At 71.3% G+C, this 24,164-nt stretch carries 17 protein-coding genes; 11 read left to right on the top strand and 6 right to left on the bottom strand.

Annotated elements, in window-relative coordinates; genetic code table 11:
* Positions 1-241: 241 nt before the first annotated feature.
* From QA802_RS28845 to glgB, 4 genes are all read left to right on the top strand, one after another.
* Positions 242-2,290 carry an alpha-1,4-glucan--maltose-1-phosphate maltosyltransferase gene (locus QA802_RS28845; protein ID WP_334534963.1) on the top strand — a complete coding sequence of 683 codons (2,049 nt, stop codon included), beginning with the start codon at positions 242-244 and terminating at the stop codon, positions 2,288-2,290.
* Positions 2,287-3,987: a maltose alpha-D-glucosyltransferase gene (gene treS, locus QA802_RS28840; protein ID WP_334528516.1), complete on the top strand. Its 1,701-nt coding sequence runs from the start codon at positions 2,287-2,289 to the stop codon at positions 3,985-3,987. The genes QA802_RS28845 and treS overlap by 4 nt, the downstream gene beginning before the upstream one ends.
* A 107-nt stretch (positions 3,988-4,094) precedes the next feature.
* Positions 4,095-5,483 (top strand): maltokinase N-terminal cap-like domain-containing protein, encoded by a 1,389-nt coding sequence (locus tag QA802_RS28835; RefSeq protein ID WP_334528514.1) that lies wholly within the window; start codon positions 4,095-4,097, stop codon positions 5,481-5,483.
* 349 nt (positions 5,484-5,832) lie between these two features.
* Positions 5,833-8,028, top strand: a complete 2,196-nt coding sequence (glgB, locus tag QA802_RS28830) for a 1,4-alpha-glucan branching enzyme (RefSeq protein ID WP_334528512.1) — start codon at positions 5,833-5,835, stop codon at positions 8,026-8,028.
* A 140-nt stretch (positions 8,029-8,168) separates the two neighbouring features.
* Here glgB and QA802_RS28825 read toward each other — a convergent pair whose 3' ends face one another.
* From QA802_RS28825 to QA802_RS28810, 4 genes are all read right to left on the bottom strand, one after another.
* Positions 8,169-10,421, bottom strand: coding sequence for a HelD family protein (locus QA802_RS28825; RefSeq protein ID WP_334534961.1), 2,253 nt, complete (start codon positions 10,419-10,421; stop codon positions 8,169-8,171).
* A 198-nt stretch (positions 10,422-10,619) separates the two neighbouring features.
* On the bottom strand, positions 10,620-10,952 hold the full coding sequence (gene trxA, locus QA802_RS28820; RefSeq protein ID WP_334528510.1) for a thioredoxin: 333 nt from the start codon (positions 10,950-10,952) through the stop codon (positions 10,620-10,622).
* Positions 10,949-11,377 carry a MerR family transcriptional regulator gene (locus QA802_RS28815; protein WP_334528508.1) on the bottom strand — a complete coding sequence of 143 codons (429 nt, stop codon included), beginning with the start codon at positions 11,375-11,377 and terminating at the stop codon, positions 10,949-10,951. The genes trxA and QA802_RS28815 overlap by 4 nt, the downstream gene beginning before the upstream one ends.
* 29 nt (positions 11,378-11,406) lie before the next feature.
* Positions 11,407-11,916 (bottom strand): Lrp/AsnC family transcriptional regulator, encoded by a 510-nt coding sequence (locus QA802_RS28810; RefSeq protein WP_334528505.1) that lies wholly within the window; start codon positions 11,914-11,916, stop codon positions 11,407-11,409.
* A 39-nt stretch (positions 11,917-11,955) separates the two neighbouring features.
* On the opposite strand from QA802_RS28810, the gene QA802_RS28805 reads away from it, so the two are divergent.
* The gene (locus QA802_RS28805; RefSeq protein WP_443042190.1) at positions 11,956-12,888 is read left to right on the top strand and encodes an NAD-dependent epimerase/dehydratase family protein; all 933 of its coding nucleotides are present in this window, start codon (positions 11,956-11,958) and stop codon (positions 12,886-12,888) included.
* Between the two features lies 1 nt (position 12,889).
* Complete coding sequence (locus QA802_RS28800; protein ID WP_334528500.1) at positions 12,890-13,837, top strand: aldo/keto reductase; 948 nt, start codon at positions 12,890-12,892, stop codon at positions 13,835-13,837.
* A gap of 163 nt (positions 13,838-14,000) precedes the next feature.
* Here QA802_RS28800 and QA802_RS28795 read toward each other — a convergent pair whose 3' ends face one another.
* Positions 14,001-15,446 (bottom strand): cation:dicarboxylate symporter family transporter, encoded by a 1,446-nt coding sequence (locus tag QA802_RS28795; RefSeq protein WP_334534959.1) that lies wholly within the window; start codon positions 15,444-15,446, stop codon positions 14,001-14,003.
* A 122-nt stretch (positions 15,447-15,568) separates the two neighbouring features.
* Between QA802_RS28795 and QA802_RS28790 the strand changes: the two genes are divergently transcribed.
* Both QA802_RS28790 and QA802_RS28785 read left to right on the top strand, forming a co-directional pair.
* Positions 15,569-17,218 carry an ATP-binding protein gene (locus tag QA802_RS28790; protein WP_334528498.1) on the top strand — a complete coding sequence of 550 codons (1,650 nt, stop codon included), beginning with the start codon at positions 15,569-15,571 and terminating at the stop codon, positions 17,216-17,218.
* Entirely contained in the window at positions 17,215-17,910 is a 696-nt protein-coding gene (locus tag QA802_RS28785) for a response regulator (protein WP_334528497.1), read from the top strand. The genes QA802_RS28790 and QA802_RS28785 overlap by 4 nt, the downstream gene beginning before the upstream one ends.
* A gap of 90 nt (positions 17,911-18,000) precedes the next feature.
* Here the strand turns inward: QA802_RS28785 and QA802_RS28780 are convergent, their stop codons facing one another.
* Positions 18,001-19,026, bottom strand: a complete 1,026-nt coding sequence (locus QA802_RS28780) for an ATP-dependent 6-phosphofructokinase (RefSeq protein WP_319172175.1) — start codon at positions 19,024-19,026, stop codon at positions 18,001-18,003.
* A gap of 212 nt (positions 19,027-19,238) precedes the next feature.
* On the opposite strand from QA802_RS28780, the gene pta reads away from it, so the two are divergent.
* The 3 genes from pta (at position 19,239) to pyk (ending at position 24,134) form a co-directional block, all read left to right on the top strand.
* On the top strand, positions 19,239-21,362 hold the full coding sequence (gene pta / locus QA802_RS28775; protein WP_334528494.1) for a phosphate acetyltransferase: 2,124 nt from the start codon (positions 19,239-19,241) through the stop codon (positions 21,360-21,362).
* A gap of 17 nt (positions 21,363-21,379) precedes the next feature.
* The gene (locus QA802_RS28770) at positions 21,380-22,585 is read left to right on the top strand and encodes an acetate kinase (protein ID WP_334528492.1); all 1,206 of its coding nucleotides are present in this window, start codon (positions 21,380-21,382) and stop codon (positions 22,583-22,585) included.
* A 118-nt stretch (positions 22,586-22,703) separates the two neighbouring features.
* Positions 22,704-24,134, top strand: a complete 1,431-nt coding sequence (pyk, locus tag QA802_RS28765) for a pyruvate kinase (RefSeq protein WP_319172172.1) — start codon at positions 22,704-22,706, stop codon at positions 24,132-24,134.
* Positions 24,135-24,164 lie beyond the last annotated feature (30 nt).

Here is a 24,164-nt window from a genome sequence, read left to right as displayed (position 1 = left end):
CCCCTTGATGCGGACAGGAGCGGTCATGCCAGCCAGGCACCACCCGTCAACACCCCCCAAGAAGACCCCCAAGGACGTCAGGGACCCTGTGGACGCCAAGGGCCGTAGCGACGCCAAGGGCCGTACCGACGCCAAGGGCCGTACCGACGCCAAGGAACCGAAGAACGCGAAGCGCTCCAAGGGCGCCGGGAGCGCGAAGCCGGCGAAGAGCGCCAAGCCGGCCGAGCCCACCGAGCCCGCAATGCCCCCCGGTCGCACGCACGCCGCCGCCCCACGGGGCGAGGCCGGCGCGGCCACCGCCGTCGGGCGCATCCCCGTCCTCGACGTCCTTCCGATGGTCCAGCAGGGACGACGGCCCGCGAAGGCGGTCGTCGGCGAGACGTTCGAGGTCTCGGCGACCGTGTTCCGCGAAGGGCACGACGCCGTCGCCGCCAACGTCGTCCTGCGGAATCCGGACGGCGTCCCCGGGCCCTGGACGCCGATGCGCGAACTCGCCCCCGGCACCGACCGCTGGGGCGCGGACGTCACCCCGGACGCGACCGGCCGCTGGACGTACACCGTGGAGGCCTGGGGGGACCCGGTCTCCACGTGGCGGCACCACGCCGGTGTGAAGGTGCCCGCCGGGATGGACACGGAGTCGGTCCTCGAGGAGGGCGCCCGTCTGTACGAGCGGGCGGCGGACGGTGTGCCGAGCGGCCCGGAGCGCAAGGCGGTGCTGATCGCCGTCGACGCCCTGCGCGACGAGAGCCGTCCCCCCGTGGCCCGGCTGGCGGCGGCGTTGACGCCGGAGGTGGACGAGGTGCTGGCGCGGTTTCCGCTGCGGGAGCTGGTGACCGCAGCGGAGCCGCTGCCGCTGCTGGTGGAACGCGAACGCGCCCTGTACGGGGCCTGGTACGAGTTCTTCCCCCGTTCCGAGGGCACCCCCGAGCAGCCCCACGGCACGTTCCGCACCGCCGCCCGCCGGCTCCCAGCGATCGCCGCGATGGGCTTCGACGTCGTCTACCTCCCCCCCGTCCACCCCATCGGCGCCACCTTCCGCAAAGGCCGCAACAACACCCTCGACGCACGCCCCGACGACGTCGGCGTGCCCTGGGCGATCGGCTCCCCCGAAGGCGGCCACGACGCCGTCCACCCCGCACTGGGCACCCTGGAGGACTTCGCCCGGTTCGTCGGGCAGGCCCGCGCGCTCGGCCTGGAGATCGCCCTCGACTTCGCCCTGCAGTGCTCCCCCGACCACCCCTGGGTCGACAAGCACCCCGAGTGGTTCCACCACCGCCCCGACGGCACCATCGCCCACGCCGAGAACCCGCCGAAGAAGTACCAGGACATCTACCCCGTCGCCTTCGACGCCGACATGAAGGGCCTGATCGCCGAGACCGTGCGGGTGCTGCGGCACTGGATGGGCCACGGCGTGCGGATCTTCCGCGTCGACAACCCCCACACCAAACCCGTGGTGTTCTGGGAACGCGTCATCGCCGAGATCAACGGCGCCGACCCCGACGTGATCTTCCTGGCCGAGGCGTTCACCCGGCCCGCGATGATGCACGCCCTCGCCCAGATCGGCTTCCAGCAGTCCTACACGTACTTCACCTGGCGTACCACCAAGGACGAGCTGACCGAGTACCTCACCGAGCTGTCGGGGCAGGCCGCCTCGTACATGCGGCCCAACTTCTTCGCCAACACCCCCGACATCCTGCCCGCCCACCTCCAGCACGGCGGCCGGCCCGCCTTCGAGGCCCGCGCCGTCCTGGCCGCCACCCTCTCCCCCACCTGGGGCGTGTACAGCGGCTACGAACTCTGCGAGAACACCCCCCTGCGCGAGGGCGGCGAGGAATACCTCGACTCCGAGAAGTACCAGCTCACCTCCCGCGACTGGGAGGCAGCCGAACGCGAGGGCCGCACCATCGCCCCCCTCATCACCCGCCTCAACACCATCCGACGCGCCAACCCCGCCCTCCACCGACTGCGCAACCTGCACTTTCACCACACCGACAAGGAAGCGGTGATCGCCTACTCGAAGACCAGCTCGGACAGCAGCGGATCGAACACGGTTCTGGTGGTCGTCAACCTCGACCCCCACCACACCCAGGAGGCCACGGTCTCGTTGGACATGCCGCAACTCGGCCTGGACTGGCACGAGTCGGTGCCGGTGCGCGACGAGCTCACCGGCGAGACCTACCACTGGGGCAGGACCAACTACGTGCGCCTCGAACCGGGCACCCGGCCCGCGCACGTGTTCACCGTCCTGCGACCGTCCTACCCGCAGAGCGGAGGGTCACCCACATCATGATCGTCAACGAGCCCGTTCCGGACACCTTCGAGGACACGCCCGCAAAGGACCGCGATCCCGAGTGGTTCAAACGCGCCGTGTTCTACGAGGTCCTCGTCCGCTCCTTCCAGGACAGCAACGGCGACGGCATCGGCGACCTCAAAGGCATCACCGCGAAACTCGACTACCTGCAATGGCTCGGAGTCGACTGCCTCTGGCTCCCGCCCTTCTTCAAATCACCCCTGCGTGACGGCGGATACGACGTCTCCGACTACACCGCCGTCCTTCCCGAATTCGGCGACCTCGCCGACTTCGTCGAATTCGTCGACGCCGCCCACCAACGCGGCATGCGCGTCATCATCGACTTCGTCATGAACCACACCAGCGACCAGCACCCGTGGTTCCAGGAATCCCGGAACAACCCCGACGGACCCTACGGCGACTACTACATGTGGGCCGACGACGACAAACAGTACGCCGACGCCCGCATCATCTTCGTCGACACCGAAGTCTCCAACTGGACCTTCGACCCCGTCCGCAAGCAGTACTTCTTCCACCGCTTCTTCTCCCACCAACCGGATCTCAACTACGAGAACCCGGCCGTGCAGGAGGAGATGATCTCCGCGCTCAGGTTCTGGCTGGACCTGGGCATCGACGGGTTCCGCCTGGACGCCGTGCCCTACCTCTACGCCGAGGAGGGCACCAACTGCGAGAACCTGCCGGCCACGCACGAGTTCCTGAAGCGGGTCCGCAAAGAGGTCGACGCGCACTACCCCGACACCGTGATCCTGGCCGAGGCCAACCAATGGCCCGAGGACGTCGTCGACTACTTCGGCGACTACACCTCCGGCGGCGACGAATGCCACATGGCATTCCACTTCCCCGTCATGCCCCGCATCTTCATGGCCGTCCGCCGCGAATCACGCCACCCCGTCTCCGAGATCCTCGCCAAGACCCCCGCCATCCCCGCCACCTGCCAATGGGGCATCTTCCTGCGCAACCACGACGAGCTCACCCTCGAAATGGTCACCGACGAAGAACGCGACTACATGTACGCCGAATACGCCAAAGACCCGCGTATGCGCGCCAACATCGGCATCCGCCGCCGCCTCGCACCCCTCCTCGACAACGACCGCAACCAGATCGAGCTCTTCACCGCACTCCTGCTCTCCCTGCCCGGCTCCCCGATCCTCTACTACGGCGACGAGATCGGCATGGGCGACAACATCTGGCTCGGCGACCGCGACGCCGTCCGCACCCCCATGCAGTGGACACCCGACCGCAACGCCGGCTTCTCCTCCTGCGACCCCGGCCGCCTCTCCCTGCCCACCATCATGGACCCCGTCTACGGCTACCAGGTCACCAACGTCGAGGCGTCCATGTCGTCGCCCTCCTCGCTCCTGCACTGGACCCGCCGCATGATCGAGATCCGCAAACAGAACCCCGCCTTCGGCCTCGGCACCTACACCGAACTCCCCTCCTCCAACCCCGCCGTCCTCGCCTTCCTGCGCGAACACGACGACGACCTCGTCCTGTGCGTCCACAACTTCTCCCGCTTCGCCCAACCCACCGAACTCGACCTCAGCCGCTTCCACGGCCGCTACCCCGTCGAACTCTTCGGCACAGTCCGCTTCCCGCCCGTCGGCGAACTCCCCTACCTGCTCACCCTCGCCGGCCACGGCTTCTACTGGTTCCGGCTCCGCAGGGACGTGGTCTGAGGCGCCGGCACCCGGCCCAGAACCCCGTCGGCGGGGCGGTTTCCCCTGTCCCGCCCGGGGCACGCATCAGTAACACCCCGACCCCCCGGGGAAAGGAATGTGACGTAATGGCGGAAACTGTCACACTCTCCGGCAAGACGAGCCCCGGCCTCCTCGCGTCACTGGACCCCCTGCTGCGCGAGTGGCTGCCCCGGCAGCGCTGGTTCGCCGGCAAGGGGCGTCCGGTCACCGGGTTCTCGCTGGTGGCGGCAACCGAACTGCTGCCCGCCGGATCCAGGCTGGGCCTGTACCACCTGCTGGTGCGTGCCCGGCAGGGCGCGGCCCCGGGCGACTGCTACCAGCTGCTGATCGGCGTCCGCGAGGCCCTGCCGCCCCGGCTGGCCCCCGCGCTGATCGGGCACGTCACCCAGGGGCCGCTGACCGGGCGGACCGCCTATGACGCGCTGTACGACACCCGGCCGGCCGAGCTGCTGCTGGAGGCGCTGCGCACCGGGACGCGGATCGGCGCGCTGCACTGCGAGCGCGACCCGCAGCAGGAGATCCGGTCGGGACTGGTCCCGCGCCGGCTGACGGGCGAGCAGTCGAATTCGTCCGTCGTCTACGGAGATACGTTCATCCTGAAGCTGTTGCGCAGGGTCGTGCCCGGCGTCAACCCGGACCTGGAGCTGCCGCTGGCGCTGGCCCGCGAGGGCTGCCCCCGGGTGCCCGCGCCGACCGCGTGGATGCACGCGGACCTCGGCGGCGACGGGAGCGAGGACGAGTCGTACGTCCTGGCCGTGCTCCAGCCGTATGTGCAGGGCGCGGCGGACGGCTGGGAGCTGGCGCTGCGGGAACTGGCCAAGGGCGAGGACTTCGCCGCCGAGGCACGGGCGCTGGGCCGGGCCACGGCCGAGGTGCACGGGGCGCTGGCCCGGGCGCTGCCCACGGCGACGCTGGGGCAGGCGCAGACGGGGCCGGCGGTGCGCGGCATGATCGAGCGGCTCGACGCGGCGGCGCAGGCGGTGCCCGCGCTGCGTCCGTACGCACCCGCGCTGCGCACCGCCTTCACCGCGCTGGCCGACCTCGCGGCCGAGGGCCGCACCTGGACCGCCCAGCGCGTCCACGGCGACCTGCATCTCGGGCAGTGCCTGCGCGCCGCCTCGGGCGAGTGGTCGCTGATCGACTTCGAGGGCGAGCCGGCCAGACCGCTGGGCGAGCGCCGGATGCCGCAGCCGGCCGTGCGGGACGTGGCGGGCATGCTGCGCTCCTTCGACTACGCGGCCCACTCCGCCGACCCGCCGGCCCCGGGCTGGGCGCACGCCTGCCGGGCGGCCTACTGCTCGGGGTACGCCGAGGCGGCGGGCGTCGACCCGCGGACCGACCCCGTGCTGCTGCGGGCGTACGAGACGGACAAGGCGATCTACGAGGTCGTCTACGAGGCCCGGCACCGGCCGGACTGGCTCCCCGTGCCGCTGTCCGCGATACGACGCCTCGCCGCACCCCCCGACCTGCCTTGAGGAGGCTCCGCACGTGACCCCGAAGAAGGTCGAGAAGGCCGCCACGCAGAACAGCAAGCCCCCCGCCGCACCACCGGCGGGCTCCTCCGTCCCGGAGGCGCACCGCTCCCCGACAGCGGACGGCTCACCGGGGACGGGCACTTCACCACAGGCGGCCCCCCTGCCGCAGGCAGCCTCCTCAGCGGAGGCGGACCCCCGGCCGGAGGAGCATCCCCTGCCGAGGACAGTCCCCCCGTCGCAGGCACCCCCCTCTGCGCGGCCGGCCCCCCTGCCGGAGGCAGACCCCTCGCCCGGGACGATCACGGAATCCCGGAGCACCCAGGACGCCGCCCCCTCGCCGGAGGCGGTCGTGGAGTTCCAAAGTGCCCCGGACGCCGCCGACCGTGCGCGTCTGCTTGAGGGCACGCACCACGACCCGCACTCGGTGCTGGGCGCGCACCCCGCGCCGGGCGGGGTGGTGTTCCGGGTGCTGCGCCCGTACGCGCGGTCCGTGGAGGTGGTGTCCGGTGAGCTGCGGGCCCGGCTCCACGACGACGGCGACGGGTTCTTCTCCGCTCTGCTGCCGCTCACCGGGGCCCCGCCGGACTACCGGCTCCTCGTGACGTACGAGGACACGATGGTGGAGACCGAGGACTCCTACCGTTTCCGGCCCACCCTGGGTGAGCTGGACCTGCACCTGATCGGCGAGGGCCGGCACGAGCAGCTGTGGACCGTGCTCGGCGCGCACCCGAGGACCCACCAGGGCGTGAGCGGCACAAGCTTCGCGGTGTGGGCCCCGAACGCGCGCGGCGTCCGGCTGGCGGGCACGTTCAACTACTGGGACTCCACCGGGTGTCCGATGCGGTCCCTCGGCTCGTCCGGGGTGTGGGAGCTGTTCGTGCCGGGGGTCGGCGAGGGCGCGCTGTACAAGTTCGACATCACCCGCCCGGACGGCTCGCACACCCTGCGCGCCGACCCGATGGCGCGGCGCACCGAGGTCCCGCCGGCCACGTCGTCGGTCGTGGACGCCTCGCGGTACGAGTGGGGCGACGCCGAGTGGCTGGCCGGGCGGGCCGGGATACCCGTGCACGAAGCCCCGTTCTCCGTGTACGAGCTTCATCTGGCGTCCTGGCGACCGGGACTGACGTATCGCCAGCTCGCCGAGCAGCTGCCCGCCTATGTGAAGGACCTCGGCTTCACGCACGTCGAGCTGATGCCGGTCGCCGAGCATCCCTTCGGCGGGTCCTGGGGTTATCAGGTCACCGGTTTCTACGCGCCCACCGCCCGGCTCGGCACACCGGACGACTTCAGGTACCTGGTGGACGCGCTGCACCGGGCCGGCATCGGGGTCCTGATGGACTGGGTGCCGGCGCACTTCCCGCGCGACGAGTGGGCCCTCGCCGAGTTCGACGGGCGGCCGCTGTACGAGCACGCCGACCCGTTGCGCGCCGCCCACCCCGACTGGGGGACGCTGGAGTTCGACTTCGGCCGGCGTGAGGTGCGCAACTTCCTGGTGGCGAACGCCACGTACTGGTGCGAGGAGTTCCACATCGACGGCCTGCGGGTGGACGCCGTCGCCTCGATGCTCTACCTCGACTACTCGCGCGAGGCCGGCCAGTGGACGCCGAACGAGCACGGCGGCCGGGAGAACCTGGACGCGGTGGCGTTCCTCCAGGAGATGAACGCGACGGTGTACCGCCGCAACCCGGGCGTCGTGACGATCGCCGAGGAGTCCACCGCCTGGGACGGGGTGACCCGCGCCACCCACCACTTCGGCCCCAGCGGCTTGGGGGGGCTCGGTTTCGGGCTGAAGTGGAACATGGGCTGGATGCACGACTCGCTCACGTACATGAGCCACGAGCCGGTGCACCGCAGGTACCACCACCACGAGATGACGTTCTCGATGGTGTACGCGTACAGCGAGAACTACGTGCTGCCGATCTCCCACGACGAGGTCGTGCACGGCAAGCGGTCGCTGGTGTCGAAGATGCCCGGCGACTGGTGGCGGCAGCGCGCCGGCCTGCGGGCGTACCTGGCGTACATGTGGGCCCATCCCGGCAAGCAACTCCTCTTCATGGGGCAGGAGTTCGCGCAGGGGGCGGAGTGGTCCGAGGCGCACGGGCCCGACTGGTGGCTGCTGGATCCGGGGTACGGGGCGGAGGCCGACCACCGGGGCGTGCGGGACCTGGTCCGCGACCTCAACGCCGTCTACCGGGCGGTCCCCGCCCTCTGGCAGCGGGACACCGACCCGGCGGGTTTCGAGTGGGTGGTCGGGGACGCGGCCGAGGACAACGTCTTCGCCTTCCTGAGGCGCGACGCCGAGGGCTCCTTGCTGCTGTCCGTCTCCAACCTGTCCCCCGTCGTCCGCCAGGACTACCGGCTGGGCGTGCCGGCCGACGTCCCGGCCTGGCACGAGGTCCTCAACACCGACGCCGAACGGTTCGGCGGCAGCGGCGTCGGCCACCCCGACCCGGTCAAGCCGGAGCCGCAGGGCGCGCACGGCCGGCCGGCGAGCATCCGGCTGACGCTGCCCCCGCTGGCGACCGTGTGGCTACGGCCCGCCTGAGCCGGACCCCACGTGTCCGGGCCCGCGCGCGTGCCGCCCGGCGGGCCGGCGCGGCTGTGCGGACGGGTTCTCCCGCCGCCCGCACACCATGCCGGCGCAGGCCCGGGCTCCGGGCCCGGGAGCGACGCGGGCCCGAACCGTCACTTCGTGCCGGCCCCGGGTGACGCGGGTGACGCGAACGCGTCGGCCAGGGCCTTCGGCAGGGGGCGGCTGTGCAGCACGCCGAGCCGTTGCGTCGCGCGGGTCAGCGCCACGTACAGGTCGCTGGTGCCGTACCGGGACGGCTCCACCACGAGGACGGAGTCGAACTCGAGCCCCTTGGACTGGCGGGGGTCGAGCAGGACGACGCCCCGGGTGAGGTCGGGTTCCGCGCCCGCCGTGACGCCGTCCAGCCGTGCCGCCAGCCGCCGGTGCAGGCTACGCGGGGCGATGACCGCGAGCCGGCCCTCGGCGGGCGTCAGCTCCCGGGCCGCCTCGGCCACCGCGTCCGGCAGGTCGTCGGTCGCGCGCGCCCACGGCCGCACACCGGTGGACCGGATGGAGCTCGGCGGTGCGAAATCCGGGTGCTCGGCACGCACGACCGCCGCCGCGACGTCCATGATCTCGGCCGGGGTGCGGTAGTTGACGCCGAGTCGGGTGTGCTCCCAGCGGTCCTGCACGTACGGCTTGAGGATGTCCGCCCACGATCCGACGCCGGCCGCCTCGGCGGTCTGCGCGGGGTCGCCGACCAGTGTCATCGAGCGGGTGGGGCAGCGCCGCATGAGCAGCCGCCACGCCATCGGCGACAGCTCCTGCGCCTCGTCGACGATGATGTGGCCGAACGCCCAGGTCCGGTCGGCCGCCGCGCGTTCGGCGGCGCTGCGGTGGTCGTCCTCCTCGTGCCGCTCGGCGAACCGCTCGGCGTCGATGATGTCGTGCGCGGACAGGACCTCGGAGTCCTCCTCTTCCTTGTCGTCGAACTCGTAGGTGCGGGAGGCGTACGAGACGTCCAGGACGCCCTGCGCGTAGGCGATCTGTGTCGCGCGTTCGCGTTCCGCCCGGGCCCGCGTCACCCGGTCGTCCTCGCCGAGCAGTTCGGCGGCCTCGTCGAGGAGCGGCACGTCGGCCACCGTCCAGGCGCGGGTCACCGGGCGGCGGATGACGGCCGCGTCGTCGTCGGAGACGTAGCCCACGGGGTCGGCGAGGAAGTCCGCGACGAGGCGCTGCGGGGTCAGCCGCGGCCACAGCTGGTCGACGGCGGCCCACACCTCGGGGTTGTCGGCGAGCTCGTCGCGGATCTGGGTGACGTCGCTCGGGTCGAGGAGGTTGGTGCCGTCGAAGGGGTCGGTGCCCAGGCGCTCGGCGACCATGTCGGTGAGCGTGTTGAGGATGTGGCCCTCGAAGTGCTCGCGGGCCGCGTTGTGCGGCAGCCCGGCCGCCCGGGTGCGTTCGCGGGCCACCCGCACGAGACCGTCGTCGAGCAGGAGGATCTCGCGGTCGTGCTCGATCGCGATGACCGGGTCGGGCAGCGCCTGCCAGTCGCGTACGACGTCGGCGAGGACGTCCGCCATGTCGGCACGGCCCTTGACCGCGGCCGCCTCGCGGGTGTCGGCGGCCGTCGCCCGCACACCGGGGAACAGCTCGCCGACCGTCGCGAGGAGCACGCCCGTCTCGCCGAGCGCGGGCAGCACCTCGCCGATGTAGCCGAGGAAGGCGGGGTTGGGGCCGACGATCAGGACGGCCCGTTTGGCGAGCAGCTGCCGGTGCTCGTAGAGGAGGTAGGCGGCGCGGTGCAGGGCGACGGCGGTCTTGCCGGTGCCAGGACCGCCCTCGACCACCAGCACCCCTCGGTGGGGGGCGCGGATGATCTCGTCCTGCTCGGCCTGGATGGTCTGCACGATGTCGTGCATACGGCCGGTGCGTGCCGAGTCGAGCGCCGCGAGCAGGACGGCGTCGCCGGTCGGGTCCTCGTGGCCGGTGCGGGTGGGGTCGCCGATGTCGAGGATCTCGTCGTGCAGGGCGGTGACCCGGCGGCCCTCGCCGGCGAGGTGCCGTCGCCTGCGCAGCCCCATCGGGGTGTGGCCGGTGGCGAGGTAGAACGGGCGGGCGACGTCGGCCCGCCAGTCGATCAGGACCGGGGTGCGTTCGGCGTCGCCGACGCGCAGGCCGATACGGCCGATGTGGTGGTGGACTCCGGAGGCGAGGTCGATGCGGCCGAAGCACAGCGAGCCGTCGACCGCGTTCAGCGCGGCGAGCAGCCCCGAGCGCTCGGCGACGAGGATGTCCCGCTCGAGCCGGGCCTGCTGGGGGGCGTGGCCCTGGGCGAGCGCGTCGGTGACGGAGACCTCGGTGTCGCCGCGCAGGGCGTCCACGCGCGCGTACAGATCGTCGATGAATTCCTGCTCGCGCTGCAATTCGAAATCGGCGTTTGACAATTCAGCTCCCGCCCGGATATGATGCCTTCAGTGAACCGCATTACGACTTCATTCAATTGAAGTCGCGAATCACTCAATATACGCCGAGAAATCCCCCGAGCACAATTGCCCGGGGGATTTCTTCGTGCGCGAACCCGTGTGCGGACCCGTGTGCGGCAGCGGAACTGTCAGGTCGGGTCAGAGCACGTCGGCGATCTCCTCCAGCAGCCGGCGCTTGGGCCGGGCCCCCACCATCGACCGCACGGGCTCACCGCCGCGGAACACCATCAGGGTGGGCGTCGACAGCACGTGGTACGCGATCGCGGTCCGCGGATTACGGTCCACGTCCAGCCGCACGACCTTCAGCCGCTCGCCCTCCTCCTCGGCGATGCTGCCCAGCACCGGGCCGAGCTGCCGGCAGGGGCCGCACCACTCGGCCGTGAACTGCACGAGCACCGGCAGTTCCGCCTCCAGCACCTGCGCCCCGAAATCGTCGTCCGTCACCTCGGTCACGCCGTCCGCCTTGATCACAGTCCTCGCCCTCCCAGTTCGCACCCCGGCTCCGGACCCCCCGGAGCCAGCGCCTCGGCCGCCAGCTCGTCCCGCGCCCGCTCGGCCCGCACGAGCTGTCCGGAGACCGTCTCGCGGACCGCCCGCAGCTCGCCGATGAGCGCGTCCAGCTCGTCGAGCTTGCGGCGGTAGACCACGAGCGACGCCGGACACGAGTCGCCCTGCGGGTGCCCGGCCCGCAGACACTCCACGAAGGGCCGGGTCTCCTCCAGGTCGAACCCGAAGTCCTGGAGCGTCCTGATCTGCCGCAGCAGCCGCAGATCGCCCTCGTCGTACGTCCGGTACCCGTTGTCTCCGCGCCGCGCGGGCAGCAGCCCGCGCGACTCGTAGTACCGCAGCGTCCGGGTCGTCGTCCCGGCCCGCGCGGCCAGCTCTCCGATGCGCATGTCCACGACCGTAATCCTTGACGCCGACGTCAGGGCAAGAGCGGTTTGCGCACCACCGGCGAGGTGAGCACGATCGACGTCGTCGTACGGCCAAGGGCGGAGACGGCTTCGAGAACCTCCTCCAGATGGACGGTGTCCCGGACCGCGGCCTTGAGGATCCAGCAGTCCTCGCCCACAACGTGGTGCACCTCGACGATCTCGGGCCGCTCGATCAGCTCCAGCGTCCGCGGATGCTTGAGGTTGTACCCGCCGTGCGGGTCGACCCGCACGAACGCCTGGATGCCGTAACCGAGCCGGGCCGGGACGACCTGCGCCCCGTAGCCGCTGATCACCCCCGCGCTCTCCAGCCGCCGCACCCGCTCCGTCACGGCCGCGGGGCTCAGCCGCACCCTGCGGCCCAGCTCGCTGAGCTTGATCCGGCCGTCGGTCTGGAGCAGCTCAAGGATCTGCCGGTCCACCGCGTCGAAGGCCACCACGGTTTCGACGGCGGCGGCGCGTATCCGCCGGGGTTCTTTCGGTACAGCGGCCGGAACTCCCATGATCAGCCCTTCATCGCGTGCGGGTGCGCAGGAAGAATCATGGTCATGGAAAAGGCGCACGCGGTAAAGACACGAGAAGTGCTGGTGATCGGCGGGAACCGCTATTTCGGCAAGCGGCTGATCGCCCGGCTGCTCGCCGCCGGGGACCGGGTGACGGTGCTGAACCGCGGATCGTCGCCGCCGCCTCCGGGCGCAGTCCACCTGATCGCCGACCGCGACGACGAGGACGCGCTGAACGCTGCGCTCGGGGCCCGGACCTTCGACGTCGTCGTCGACCAGGTCTGCTACAACCCGCGCCAGGCCGCCGTCGCCCGCCGCGTGTTCACCGGCCGCACCCGCCGCTATGTGATGACGTCGACGGTCGAGGTGTACGAGTACGAGGACTCCGCGGCGCTCGTGCCGGAGCAGGCCGTCGACCCGCTGAGCGTGCACGTGGACACCGGACTGCCGTGGGACGACGCCGAGTTCGCCGAGGCCCACTACGGCGAGGGCAAGCGGCAGGCGGAGGGCGTCTTCGCCGCCGGGGCGGACCTCCCCTGGGCGGCCGTCCGCGTCGCGCACGTCCTCGGCGGGGACGACGACTTCACGGGACGGCTCCAGCACTACGCCTCCCGGCTGCGCGCCGGCGATCCGATCACGGTGCCGACGGTGAACCGGCCGGCGACCTACATCCACGTCGAGGAGATCGCCGACTTCCTGTTCTGGGCGGTGGGCGAGGACTTCACCGGCCCGGTCAACGCGGCCTCGCACGGCACGCTGACCACCCGGGAGCTGTGCGAGGCGGTGGCCGCGCGGGTCCCGCGGGGCAGGACGGTGTTCCGGCCGGCCGAGGTCGGCGCGGTGTCGCCTTTCGCCTTCCGCCGCGGCTACGCCATGGACAACTCCCGCGCCGCCGGGCTCGGGTTCGCCTTCGGCGACGCCCGCCGGTGGCTGCCGCGCGCGGTGGCCGAGACCCTGGGGACGGTGAACTGACGTGCGGCACCGGCTGCTCGGAGATCTGCGGGTGAGCGCGATCGGGCTCGGCGCGATGCCGCTGTCCGTCGAGGGCCGCCCCGACGAGGCCCGCGCCCTGGCCACGGTGCACGCCGCGCTGGACGCCGGCGTCACCCTGCTGGACACGGCCGACTCCTATCACCTGCCGGGCGGGGAACCCGGCCACAACGAACGCCTGCTGGCCCGCGCCCTCGCGTCCTACGGCGGTGACCCGGACGGCGTGCTCGTCGCGACGAAGGGCGGCCGCGGCAGACCGGGCGGCGCGGCGGACTGGACGGTGAACGGCGACCCCCGCCATCTGAAGGCCGCCGCGGAGGACTCCCTGCGGCGGCTCGGCGTCGAGGCGATCGGCCTCTACCAGCTGCACAAGCCCGACCCGTCGGTCCCCTTCGAGGAGTCCGTGGGCGCGCTGCGGGACCTGCTCGACGACGGGAAGATCCGGCTGGCCGGCGTCTCCAACACGGACGCGGACCAGATCCGCCGGGCCCACGCGATCCTCGGCGACCGGCTCGTGTCGGTCCAGAACCGCCTCTCCCCCGCCGTCGGCGACAGCGAGCCCGAGCTGCGGCTGGCGGCCGAACTCGGGCTGGCGTTCCTCCCGTGGAGCCCGCTGGGCGGCGTCTCCCGCAGTTCCCTGGACGGACCGGTCCCGGCGGACGGCTCGGCCCCGGCGGACGGCGGCGAGCGGCGCTTCGGCGCGTTCCACGAGATCGCCCGCGAGCACGGCGTGAGCCCCCAGCAGATCTGCCTGGCCTGGCTGCTGGCCTGCTCCCCTGCCGTCGTCCCGATCCCGGGCGCGACCCGCCCGGAGACGATCCGGGACTCGGCCGCCGCGGCCGACCTGACGCTGGACCCGGAGTCCCTGACCCGCCTGACCGAGGCGGTGCGCCGGGGGCGGCAAAAGCGAGCGGCGGCCCAGGTGCGCTGACCCGACCGGCCGGGCGGGGAACGCGAAAAGACCGGGCGACCGAGGCACGGGGGGAGCGCTCGGTCGCCCGGAGAGGGTGGGGCCCAGGAACTGCGGGAAGGGGCTTGGCCGGGTGTCCGGCCCCGGTTCAGGCGGGGCCGGACACCCGGAGTGCGTGGGCCGGTCAGGCCTTGGCGAGTTCCTTCTCGCCCTCTTCGCGCTGCTCGGGCAGACCCGCCGCGACGACGTCGTCCTCGTGGTGGTCGTTCTGGTCGTCGTGGTCGAGCAGGGTCTTCTCGTCGAACGGCAGGCCGCCGGCCAGCACCAGCTGGACGCGCTCCTTGTCGATCTCCTTCGTCCAGGTGCCGATGAGGACCGTGGCGACGGCGTTGCCGGCGAAGTTGGTGAGGGCGCGGGCCTCGCTCATGAAGCGGTCGATGCCGACGATGAGGCCCATGCCGTCCACCAGGGCGGGCTTGTGCGACTGCAGACCACCGGCCAGGGTCGCCATGCCCGCGCCGGTGACGCCGGCCGCGCCCTTGGAGGCGACGAACAGGAAGAGCAGCAGCGGGATCTGCTCGCCGATCGACATCGGCGTGCCCATCGCGTCGGCGATGAACAGGGACGCCATGGTCATGTAGATCATGGTGCCGTCGAGGTTGAAGGAGTAGCCGGTCGGGACGGTGATGCCGACGACGGGCTTGCTGACGCCCAGGTGCTCCATCTTCGCGATGAGGCGCGGCAGCGCGGACTCGGAGGAGGAGGTGGACAGGATCAGCAGGAACTCACGGGCGAGGTACTTGAAGAACGTCAGGATGTTCAGGCCCGTGAAGATCTTCAGCAGCGCGCCGAGCACGATGAAGACGAACAGGAAACACGTGGTGTAGAAGCCGAGCATCAGGACGGCGAGGCTCTTGAGCGCGTCCACGCCCGCCGAGCCGACGACCGCGGCCATCGCGCCGAAGGCGCCGATCGGGGCGACCCACATGACCATCGCGAGGATGCGGAAGACGAGCCGCTGGATGTGCTCGACGCCGCGCAGGATCGGTCGGCCGGCCTTGCCCATGCTCTGGAGGGCGAAACCGCAGAGCAGTGCGATGAGCAGGGTCTGCAGGACGTCCGGCTGGGTGAACGCGGAGAGGATCGTGGTGGGGATGATGCCGAGCAGGAACTCGGTGGTGTCCTTGGCCTCGGCCGAGACCTGCGCCTGGCCGGTCTCCTTCACGGCGTCGGTGATGTGCAGGCCGCTGCCGGGCTCCAGGATGTTGCCGACGACCAGGCCGATGGTGAGCGCCACCAGCGACATGACCACGAAGTAGCCGAGCGCGATGCCGCCGACCTTGCCGACCTTGGCGGCCTGCCGTACGGATCCGATGCCGAGAACGATCGTGCAGAAGATGATCGGCGAGATCATCATCTTGATCAGGTTCACGAAGCCGGTGCCGATGGGCTTCAGCTCGACGGCGAAGTCGGGGGCCACGAGACCCACGCCGATGCCGATGGCGACCGCGATGATCACCGCGATGTAGAGGTAGTGGGTGCGGTCCCGCTTCACGGCGGGTGCGGCAGGTGCCGTATCGGGGGTGCTGCTGGCGGCCACGGCTGCCCTCCTTGACGTCTTCGTCGTCATCACCGGCGTGCGGCTCACGTCCGGGAAGTTGTGGGGGATGCCGTGACTATCCCGTGCGGTGTGAGGGCGGTCACCCTTCCGTTCATTTAGTTCACGCCTGACCTCGGGGGCACACTGACGGCATGCGCATCCCCACCCTCCCCCGTCCCCGCAGCCTGGCAGGGCAGCTGTTCGCCATGCAGGCGGTGCTGATAGCGGTCGTGGTCGCGGGCTACGCGCTGTTCACGTACGTCAGCGACGGCCGGCAGGCCGAGGAGGCGGCGGGCCGCCAGGCCACGGCGGTGGCCCGTTCGGTGGCCGACTCCCCGTCGGTCCGGACGGCGATCCACACCGCGGACCCCACGGCCGAGCTGCAGCCGTACGCCCACCGCGTCATGCTCGACACGGACGTCGACTTCGTGACGATCATGAACACCGAGGGCATCCGCTGGACCCACCCGGACGAGGAACAGATCGGTCAGCACTTCCGCGGCAACACGGCCGAGGCGCTGGCGGGCCACACGTTCACCGAGACGTACACCGGCACCCTCGGCGCGTCCGTCCGCGCGGTCACCCCCATCAGGGACGACGACAAGCGGATCATCGGCATGGTCAGCGCCGGCATCCGGGTCGAGGCGATCAGCGAGCGGGTGCAGGACCAGGTGACGGCCCTGTTCGCGTGGGCCGTCGGCGCGCTCACGCTCGGCGCGATCGGCACGTACGTCATCAACGCGTCCCTGCGCCGCCACACCCACGGCATGAACGCGACCGAGCTGAGCCGGATGCACGACTACCACCAGGCCGCGCTGCACGCGGTCCGCGAGGGGCTGCTGATGCTGGACGGACAGTACAAGGTGGCCCTGATCAACGACGGGGGCCGCGAGCTGCTGGGCGTCTCGGGGGACGTGGTGGGCGCGTCGGTGGCTGAGCTCGGCCTGCCGGCCCCGCTGACGGGCGCGCTGCTCGCCTCGGAGCCCCGGGTGGACGAGGTGCATCTGACGGCGGACCGGGTGCTGGTGGTGAACACCTCCCCGGTGTCCGGCGGCGAACGGCGCGGGACGGTGGCCACCCTGCGCGATGTCACCGAACTCCAGTCCCTCATGGGCGAGTTGGACTCGGAGCGCGGCTTCACGCAGGCACTGCGCTCGCAGGCCCACGAGGCGGCCAACCGGCTCCACACGGTCGTCTCGCTGATCGAGCTGGGGCGCGCCGAGGAGGCCGTGGACTTCGCGACGTCGGAACTGGAGCTGGCGCAGGCGCTGACGGACCAGGTGGTCGCGGCCGTCAGCGAGCCGGTCCTGGCGGCCCTGCTGCTGGGCAAGACCGCGCAGGCGAACGAGCGGGGTGTGGAGCTGGTGGTCTCTCAGGAGAGCACCCTGGACGACGGTCTGCTGCCGGAGACGCTGCCCGCCCGCGACCTGGTGACGATCCTGGGCAACCTGATCGACAACGCGGTGGACGCGGCCCAGGGCAGCGTCCGGGCGAAGGTGACGGTGACGGCGTCCACGGAGAGCTCCGAGCTGCTGCTCCAGGTCGCGGACACGGGGACGGGCGTGGATCCCGCGCACGCCTCCCAGGTCTTCGAACGCGGCTTCTCCACGAAGCCGTCCGGGCCGGGCGGGCGGGGCCTCGGGCTGGCGCTGGTCCGGCAGGCCGTACAGCGGCACGAGGGCACACTGTCGGTGACGGAGGCGGCGGGCGGCGGAGCCGAGTTCGCGGTGCGCCTGCCGTTGCGGACGAACGCCGCATCCGGTATCTCCGGATCCGTGTCGGGATCGGGAGGCAGCAGATGACCGAGGAACCCATCAGAGTGCTGGTCGTGGAGGACGACCCGGTCGCCGCGGACGCCCACGTCATGTACGTAGGACGGGTGCCGGGGTTCGTCGCCGTGGGCAAGGCGCACACCGGGGCGGAGGCCCGGCGACTGCTGGACCGCACGCCGGTGGACCTGCTCCTGCTGGACCTGCACCTCCCCGACGCGCACGGGCTGCAGCTGGCCCGTTCGCTGCGGGCGGCGGGGTACCACGCGGACGTGATCGCGGTGACGTCGGCGCGGGACCTCACCGTGGTCCGGGAGGGCGTCTCGCTGGGCGTCGTCCAGTACGTGCTGAAGCCGTTCACGTTCGCGACCCTGCGGGACCGGCTGGTCCGGTACGCCGAGTTCCGCGGCGCGGCGGGCGAGGCGAGCGGTCAGGACGAGGTCGACCGGGCGCTGGCCGCCCTGCGCGCCCCCGGGCCGGCCGCCCTCCCCAAGGGCCTGAGCGCCCCGACGCTGGAACGCGTCACGACGACGGTGCGGGAGACGCAGGAGGGGCTGACGGCGGCCGGCGTGGCCGAGGCGGTGGGCATCTCCCGGATCACGGCACGCCGCTATCTGGAGCATCTGGTCGATTCCGGCCGGGCCGAGCGCAAGCCGCTGTACGGGCAGGTGGGCCGCCCCGAGCTGGTGTACCGATGGGTCAGGAGCGCACCGAGAGCCCGCTGAGGAGCGGAAGCGGCGGCGGCCGGCAAACCCCTAGACCGTCGCGGGAGCAAAGAAATGGTCCTGGGGTTCCTCCTGGTGGCGAGGCCCGTCCTAGAAGACCGACTCGGCTTCGACGATCCGGTCCGTGGGGACCGTCTTCAGCTCGGTGACCGCCTCGGCCAGCGGCACCATCACCACGTCCGTGCCGCGCAGCGCCGTCATCCGCCCGAACTGGCCGCGGTGCGCCGCCTCCACCGCGTGCCAGCCGAAGCGGGTCGCGAGGACGCGGTCGTACGCCGTCGGGACGCCGCCGCGCTGGATGTGGCCGAGGATGACCGGGCGGGCCTCCTTGCCGAGCCGCCGCTCGAGTTCGTAGGCCAGCGCCGTGCCGATGCCCTGGAAGCGTTCGTGGCCGAACTGGTCGATCGCGCCCTTGCTGTAGTCCATCGTGCCGTCGGCCGGGTGCGCGCCCTCGGCGACGCAGATCACCGCGAACTTCTTGCCGCGCGCGAACCGCTCCTCGACCATCTTCACGAGGTCGGTGGGGTCGAAGGGGCGCTCGGGCAGGCAGATGCCGTGCGCGCCCGCCGCCATTCCGCTCTCCAGCGCGATCCAGCCGGCGTGGCGGCCCATGACCTCGACCACCATGACCCGCTGGTGGGATTCGGCGGTCGTCTTCAGGCGGTCCATCGCCTCGGTGGCGACCCCGACCGCCGTGTCGAAGCCGAAGGTGCGGTCGGTGGACGAGATGTCGTTGTCGATCGTCTTGGGCACGCCGACCACCGGCAGACCGGCGTCGGACAGCATCCGCGCCGCCGTCAGCGTGCCCTCGCCGCCGATCGGGATGAGCGCGTCGATTCCGAAGTCGTGGATCATGTCGGAGGCGCTCTCGCAGGCCTCGCGCAGCCGGTCGCGCTCCAGGCGGGAGGAGCCGAGGATGGTGCCGCCGCGGGCCAGGATGCCGCTCACCGCGTTGAGGTCGAGCGTCCGGTAGCGGCCGTCGAGCAGCCCGGCGTAGCCGTCCTCGAAGCCGATGACCTCGTCGCCGTAGTTGTCGACGGCGCGGTGCACGACCGACCGGATCACTGCGTTCAGGCCGGGGCAGTCGCCGCCTGCCGTGAGAACTCCGATGCGCATCGTGCTGTGTCTCCTGCTCGCTGTCGTTGCCGGTGAGCCGGATTCGATTGTTTCACGCCGCCGAGCGCGCTGTCTCTTGACGGGCGCCTTAATCATGGCCGGGGGTATTGTCAAGAGGGATCTGCTCACCTAGGTGGGCGATTTTTGTGTCCCGGACGGTGTGTCCCGGATGTGCGTCCCCGATGTGTCCCGGAACGAAACGGAGAGCTGGCGTGACCCGCAGCGTGTACGTGACCGGTATCGACCGCGGCGACGGCCGCCAGGTCGTCGAACTGGGGGTCATGGAGCTCCTGACCCGGCAGGTCGACCGGGTGGGCGTGTTCCGTCCGCTCGTCCACGACGGGCCGGACCGGCTCTTCGAACTGCTGCGTGCGCGCTACCGGCTGGCGCAGGATCCGGCCACGGTCTACGGCATGGACTACCACGAGGCGTCGGCCCTCCAGGCGGAGCAGGGCGCGGACGAACTGGTCTCCACCCTCGTGGAGCGCTTCCACGTCGTGGCCCGCGCCTACGACGTCGTGCTGGTGCTGGGCACCGACTACGCCGACACCCAGTTCCCGGACGAACTCGCCCTGAACGCTCGCCTCGCCAACGAGTTCGGCGCGTCCGTGATCCCGGTGGTCGGCGGCCGCAGGCAGACGGTGGAGTCGGTGCTCGCCGAGACGCGCAACGCCTACCGGGCGTACCAGGGCCTCGGCTGCGACGTCCTCGCCATGGTGACCAACCGGGTGGCCCGGGAGGACCGGGAGGAGATCGCCTCCCGGCTCGCCGCCCGGGTGCCCGTGCCCTGCTACGTGCTGCCCGACGAGCCCGCGCTGTCCGCGCCGACCGTCTCGCAGATCAGCCACGCCCTCGGCGCGCGGGTGCTGCTGGGCGACGACTCCGGGCTGGCCCGCGACGCCCTCGACTTCGTCTTCGGCGGGGCGATGCTGCCGAACTTCCTCGCGGCCCTGACCCCCGGCTGTCTGGTCGTCACCCCGGGCGACCGGGCGGACCTGGTGATCGGCTCGCTGGCCGCGCACAGCGCCGGCACCCCGCCGATCGCCGGTCTGCTGCTCACCCTCGGCGAGGTGCCGACGCAGGAGATCCTGACGCTGGCCGCCCGCCTCGCCCCCGGCACACCGGTCGTCTCGGTGCCCGGCAACAGCTTCCTCACCGCCGAGCAGCTGTTCTCCCTGGAGGGCAAGCTGAACGCGGCGACGCCCCGCAAGGCGGAGACCGCGCTGGGGGTGTTCGAACGGCACGTGGACACGGCGGATCTGCTCCGGCGCGTCTCCGCGCCCAGCACCGACCGCGTCACGCCGATGATGTTCGAGCACAAGCTCCTCGAGCAGGCCCGCTCCGACAAGCGCCGGGTCGTGCTGCCGGAGGGCACCGAGGAGCGGGTGCTGCACGCGGCCGAGGTGCTGCTGCGTCGCGGCGTGTGCGACCTCACCCTGCTCGGGCCGGTGGACCAGATCCGCAAGAAGGCCGCCGACCTGGGCATCGACCTCGGCGACTGCCGGCTCATCGACCCGGCGACGAGCGAGCTGCGCGACGCCTTCGCCGAGAAGTACGCGGCGCTGCGCGCCCACCGGGGCGTCACCGTCGAGCTGGCCTACGACGTCGTCTCGGACGTGAACTACTTCGGCACGCTCATGGTGCAGGAGGGTCTCGCCGACGGCATGGTCTCCGGTTCGGTGCACTCCACGGCGGCCACGATCCGGCCCGCGTTCGAGATCATCAAGACCAAGCCGGACGCCGACATCGTGTCGTCGGTGTTCTTCATGTGCCTCGCCGACAAGGTCCTGGTCTACGGCGACTGCGCGGTGAACCCCGACCCGGACGCCGAGCAGCTCGCCGACATCGCCGTCCAGGCGGCCGCCACCGCCGCGCAGTTCGGCGTGGAGCCGCGGATCGCGATGCTGTCGTACTCCACCGGCACCTCCGGCTCCGGCGCGGACGTCGACAAGGTGCGGGAGGCGACGGAGCTGGTGCGCGAGCGGCGTCCCGATCTGAAGATCGAGGGGCCGATCCAGTACGACGCCGCCGTCGAGCCCACGGTCGCCGCCACCAAGCTGCCGGGCTCCGAAGTCGCGGGCCAGGCCAGCGTGTTGATCTTCCCGGACCTCAACACCGGCAACAACACCTACAAGGCGGTGCAGCGTTCGGCCGGCGCGATCGCGGTCGGGCCGGTGCTGCAGGGGCTGCGCAAGCCGGTCAACGACCTGTCGCGGGGCGCTCTCGTCCAGGACATCGTCAACACCGTGGCCATCACGGCCATCCAGGCCCAGATACCGTCCCAGGCCGGCCGGACCGCCGGACCGGCCTCCAGCGAGAAGGCGACCGACCTGTGAGCGCGACCCGACGACCCGTGAGCGCGACCCGCGTCCTCGTCCTCAACTCCGGCTCCTCGTCGGTGAAGTACCAGCTGCTCGACATGCGGGACAGCAGTCGGCTGGCGAGCGGGCTCGTCGAGCGCATCGGCGAGCGGACCTCGCGGCTGAAGCACTCCCCGCTCGCGACCGGCGGCGCGCCCCGTGAGCAGGGCGGGCCGTTCGCCGATCACGGCGCGGCGCTGAAGGCCGTCGCCGAGGAGCTGGCCAGGGACGGCCTCGGGCTGGACTCCCCCGAGCTCGCCGCGATCGGGCACCGGGTCGTGCACGGGGGCAGGCACTTCACCCGGCCGACCGTGGTGGACGACGCCGTGCTCGCCGAGATCGAGCGGCTGATCCCGGTCGCGCCGCTGCACAACCCGGCGAACCTGACCGGTATCCGCACGGCGACGGCCCTGCGGCCCGACCTGCCGCAGGTCGCCGTGTTCGACACCGCCTTCCACACGACGATGCCGGAGTCGGCGGCCCGCTACGCGATCGACGTCGAGACCGCGGACGCGCACCGGGTGCGGCGCTACGGCTTCCACGGGACGTCGCACGCGTACGTCTCGCGGGCGACGGCGAAGCTGTTGGGCAAGTCCCCCGAGGAGGTGAACGTCATCGTGCTGCACCTCGGCAACGGGGCGTCGGCGTCGGCCGTCGAGAAGGGCCGCTGTGTGGACACCTCGATGGGACTGACGCCCTTGGAAGGTCTCGTCATGGGTACGCGCTCGGGAGACGTCGACCCGGCCGTCATCTTCCATTTGGCTCGTGTCGGTGGAATGTCCATCGACGAAATCGATGCTCTTCTCAACAAGAAGAGCGGTCTCGTCGGGCTGTGCGGGGACAACGACATGCGGGAGATCCGTCGGCGGATCGACGAGGGCGACGAGCGGGCGAAGCTCGCGTTCGACATCTACATTCACCGGCTGAAGAAGTACCTCGGCGCCTATTACGCCGTACTCGGGCACGTGGACGCGGTGGCGTTCACCGCCGGGGTCGGGGAGAACGCCGCGCCGGTACGGGAGGCGGCCGTCGCGGGGCTGGGCTCCCTGGGCCTGGCAGTGGACGCCGAGCTGAACGCGGTACGCGGTGACGAGCCGCGGCTGATCTCGCCCGCCGGCGCGCGGGTGGCGGTCGCCGTGGTGCCGACGGACGAGGAACTGGAGATCGCGACGCAGACCTACGCGCTGGTGAAGGGGTAATCATTTGCGGTACGCCGCATGACAACTGAGCGGGAAAGCAACTGAGCACACTCCTTCTCATTTGTATCTTCCGCCAGACGGAATATTCCGTTGCGAAACAAACCGATAGGATCACCCCATGCGCCGTTCGAAAATTGTCTGTACTCTCGGCCCCGCGGTCGACTCCCACGAAATGCTTGTGTCGCTGATCGAGGCCGGCATGAACGTGGCCCGTTTCAACTTCAGCCACGGCTCCCACGCCGAGCACCAGGGCCGGTACGACCGGGTCCGTGCCGCCGCCGAGGAGACCGGCCGGGCCATCGGCGTCCTCGCCGACCTCCAGGGCCCCAAGATCCGCCTCGAGACCTTCGCCGAGGGCCCCGTCGAGCTGGTGCGGGGTGACGAGTTCACCATCACCACCGACGACGTCCCCGGCGACAAGACGATCTGCGGCACGACCTACAAGGGTCTGCCCGGCGACGTCTCGCGCGGCGACCAGGTCCTCATCAACGACGGCAACGTCGAGCTGAAGGTCCTCGACGTCGAGGGCCCGCGGGTGCGGACGATCGTCATCGAGGGCGGGGTCATCTCCGACCACAAGGGCATCAACCTGCCCGGCACGGCCGTCAACGTGCCCGCGCTCAGCGAGAAGGACATCGACGACCTGCGGTTCGCGCTGCGCATGGGCGCGGACCTGGTCGCGCTGTCCTTCGTCCGGGACGCCAAGGACGTCGCCGACGTCCACCGGGTCATGGACGAGGAGGGCCGCCGGGTCCCCGTCATCGCCAAGGTGGAGAAGCCGCAGGCGGTGGAGAACATGGAGGACGTCGTGATGGCGTTCGACGGTGTGATGGTCGCCCGTGGCGACCTCGCCGTCGAGTACCCGCTGGAGCGGGTGCCCATGGTGCAGAAGCGCCTGATCGAGCTGTGCCGGCGCAACGCCAAGCCGGTGATCGTGGCGACCCAGATGATGGAGTCGATGATCACCAACTCCCGGCCGACCCGCGCCGAGGCCTCCGACGTGGCCAACGCGATCCTGGACGGCGCGGACGCGGTCATGCTGTCGGCCGAGTCGAGCGTGGGCGCGTATCCGATCGAGACCGTGAAGACGATGTCGAAGATCGTCAGCGCGGCCGAGCAGGAGCTGCTCAGCAAGGGTCTGCAGCCGCTCGTGCCGGGCAAGAAGCCGCGCACGCAGGGCGGTTCGATCGCGCGCGCCGCGTGCGAGATCTCCGACTTCCTCGGCGGCCGCGGCCTGGTGGCGTTCACCCAGTCCGGCGACACCGCCCGCCGGCTCTCGCGCTACCGCGCGACCCAGCCGATCATCGCCTTCACCACCGACGAGGGCACCCGCAACCAGCTCGCGCTCAGCTGGGGCGTCGAGTCGCACATCGTGCCGTTCGTGAACACCACGGACGAAATGGTCGACATGGTCGACCAGGAGATCGCCAAGATCAACCGTTTCAACCCGGGCGACGTCGTCATCATCACCGCCGGCTCGCCCCCCGGCGTCCCCGGCACCACCAACATGCTCCGGGTCCACCACCTCGGCGGCGGCTCCCGCGACTGAGCCGACGGGCCACGACTGAGCGGCGGGCCG

It is taken from the genome of Streptomyces sp. B21-105 (assembly GCF_036898465.1).
GTDB lineage: Bacteria > Actinomycetota > Actinomycetes > Streptomycetales > Streptomycetaceae > Streptomyces.
This window is presented reverse-complemented; position numbering and strand designations above follow the sequence as displayed.

What these genes read in the sequence shown, in the direction of transcription:
- pyk (WP_319172172.1), top strand. Translation starts at nt 22,704, where the DNA reads ATGCGCCGTTCGAAAATTGTCTGTACTCTCGGCCCCGCGGTCGACTCC.
- QA802_RS28795 (WP_334534959.1), bottom strand. Translation starts at nt 15,446, where the DNA reads ATGACGACGAAGACGTCAAGGAGGGCAGCCGTGGCCGCCAGCAGCACC.
- QA802_RS28815 (WP_334528508.1), bottom strand. Translation starts at nt 11,377, where the DNA reads ATGCGCATCGGAGAGCTGGCCGCGCGGGCCGGGACGACGACCCGGACG.
- QA802_RS28835 (WP_334528514.1), top strand. Translation starts at nt 4,095, where the DNA reads ATGGCGGAAACTGTCACACTCTCCGGCAAGACGAGCCCCGGCCTCCTC.
- treS (WP_334528516.1), top strand. Translation starts at nt 2,287, where the DNA reads ATGATCGTCAACGAGCCCGTTCCGGACACCTTCGAGGACACGCCCGCA.
- QA802_RS28790 (WP_334528498.1), top strand. Translation starts at nt 15,569, where the DNA reads ATGCGCATCCCCACCCTCCCCCGTCCCCGCAGCCTGGCAGGGCAGCTG.
- QA802_RS28780 (WP_319172175.1), bottom strand. Translation starts at nt 19,026, where the DNA reads ATGCGCATCGGAGTTCTCACGGCAGGCGGCGACTGCCCCGGCCTGAAC.
- QA802_RS28785 (WP_334528497.1), top strand. Translation starts at nt 17,215, where the DNA reads ATGACCGAGGAACCCATCAGAGTGCTGGTCGTGGAGGACGACCCGGTC.
- QA802_RS28805 (WP_443042190.1), top strand. Translation starts at nt 11,956, where the DNA reads ATGGTCATGGAAAAGGCGCACGCGGTAAAGACACGAGAAGTGCTGGTG.
- QA802_RS28845 (WP_334534963.1), top strand. Translation starts at nt 242, where the DNA reads ATGCCCCCCGGTCGCACGCACGCCGCCGCCCCACGGGGCGAGGCCGGC.
- QA802_RS28810 (WP_334528505.1), bottom strand. Translation starts at nt 11,916, where the DNA reads ATGGGAGTTCCGGCCGCTGTACCGAAAGAACCCCGGCGGATACGCGCC.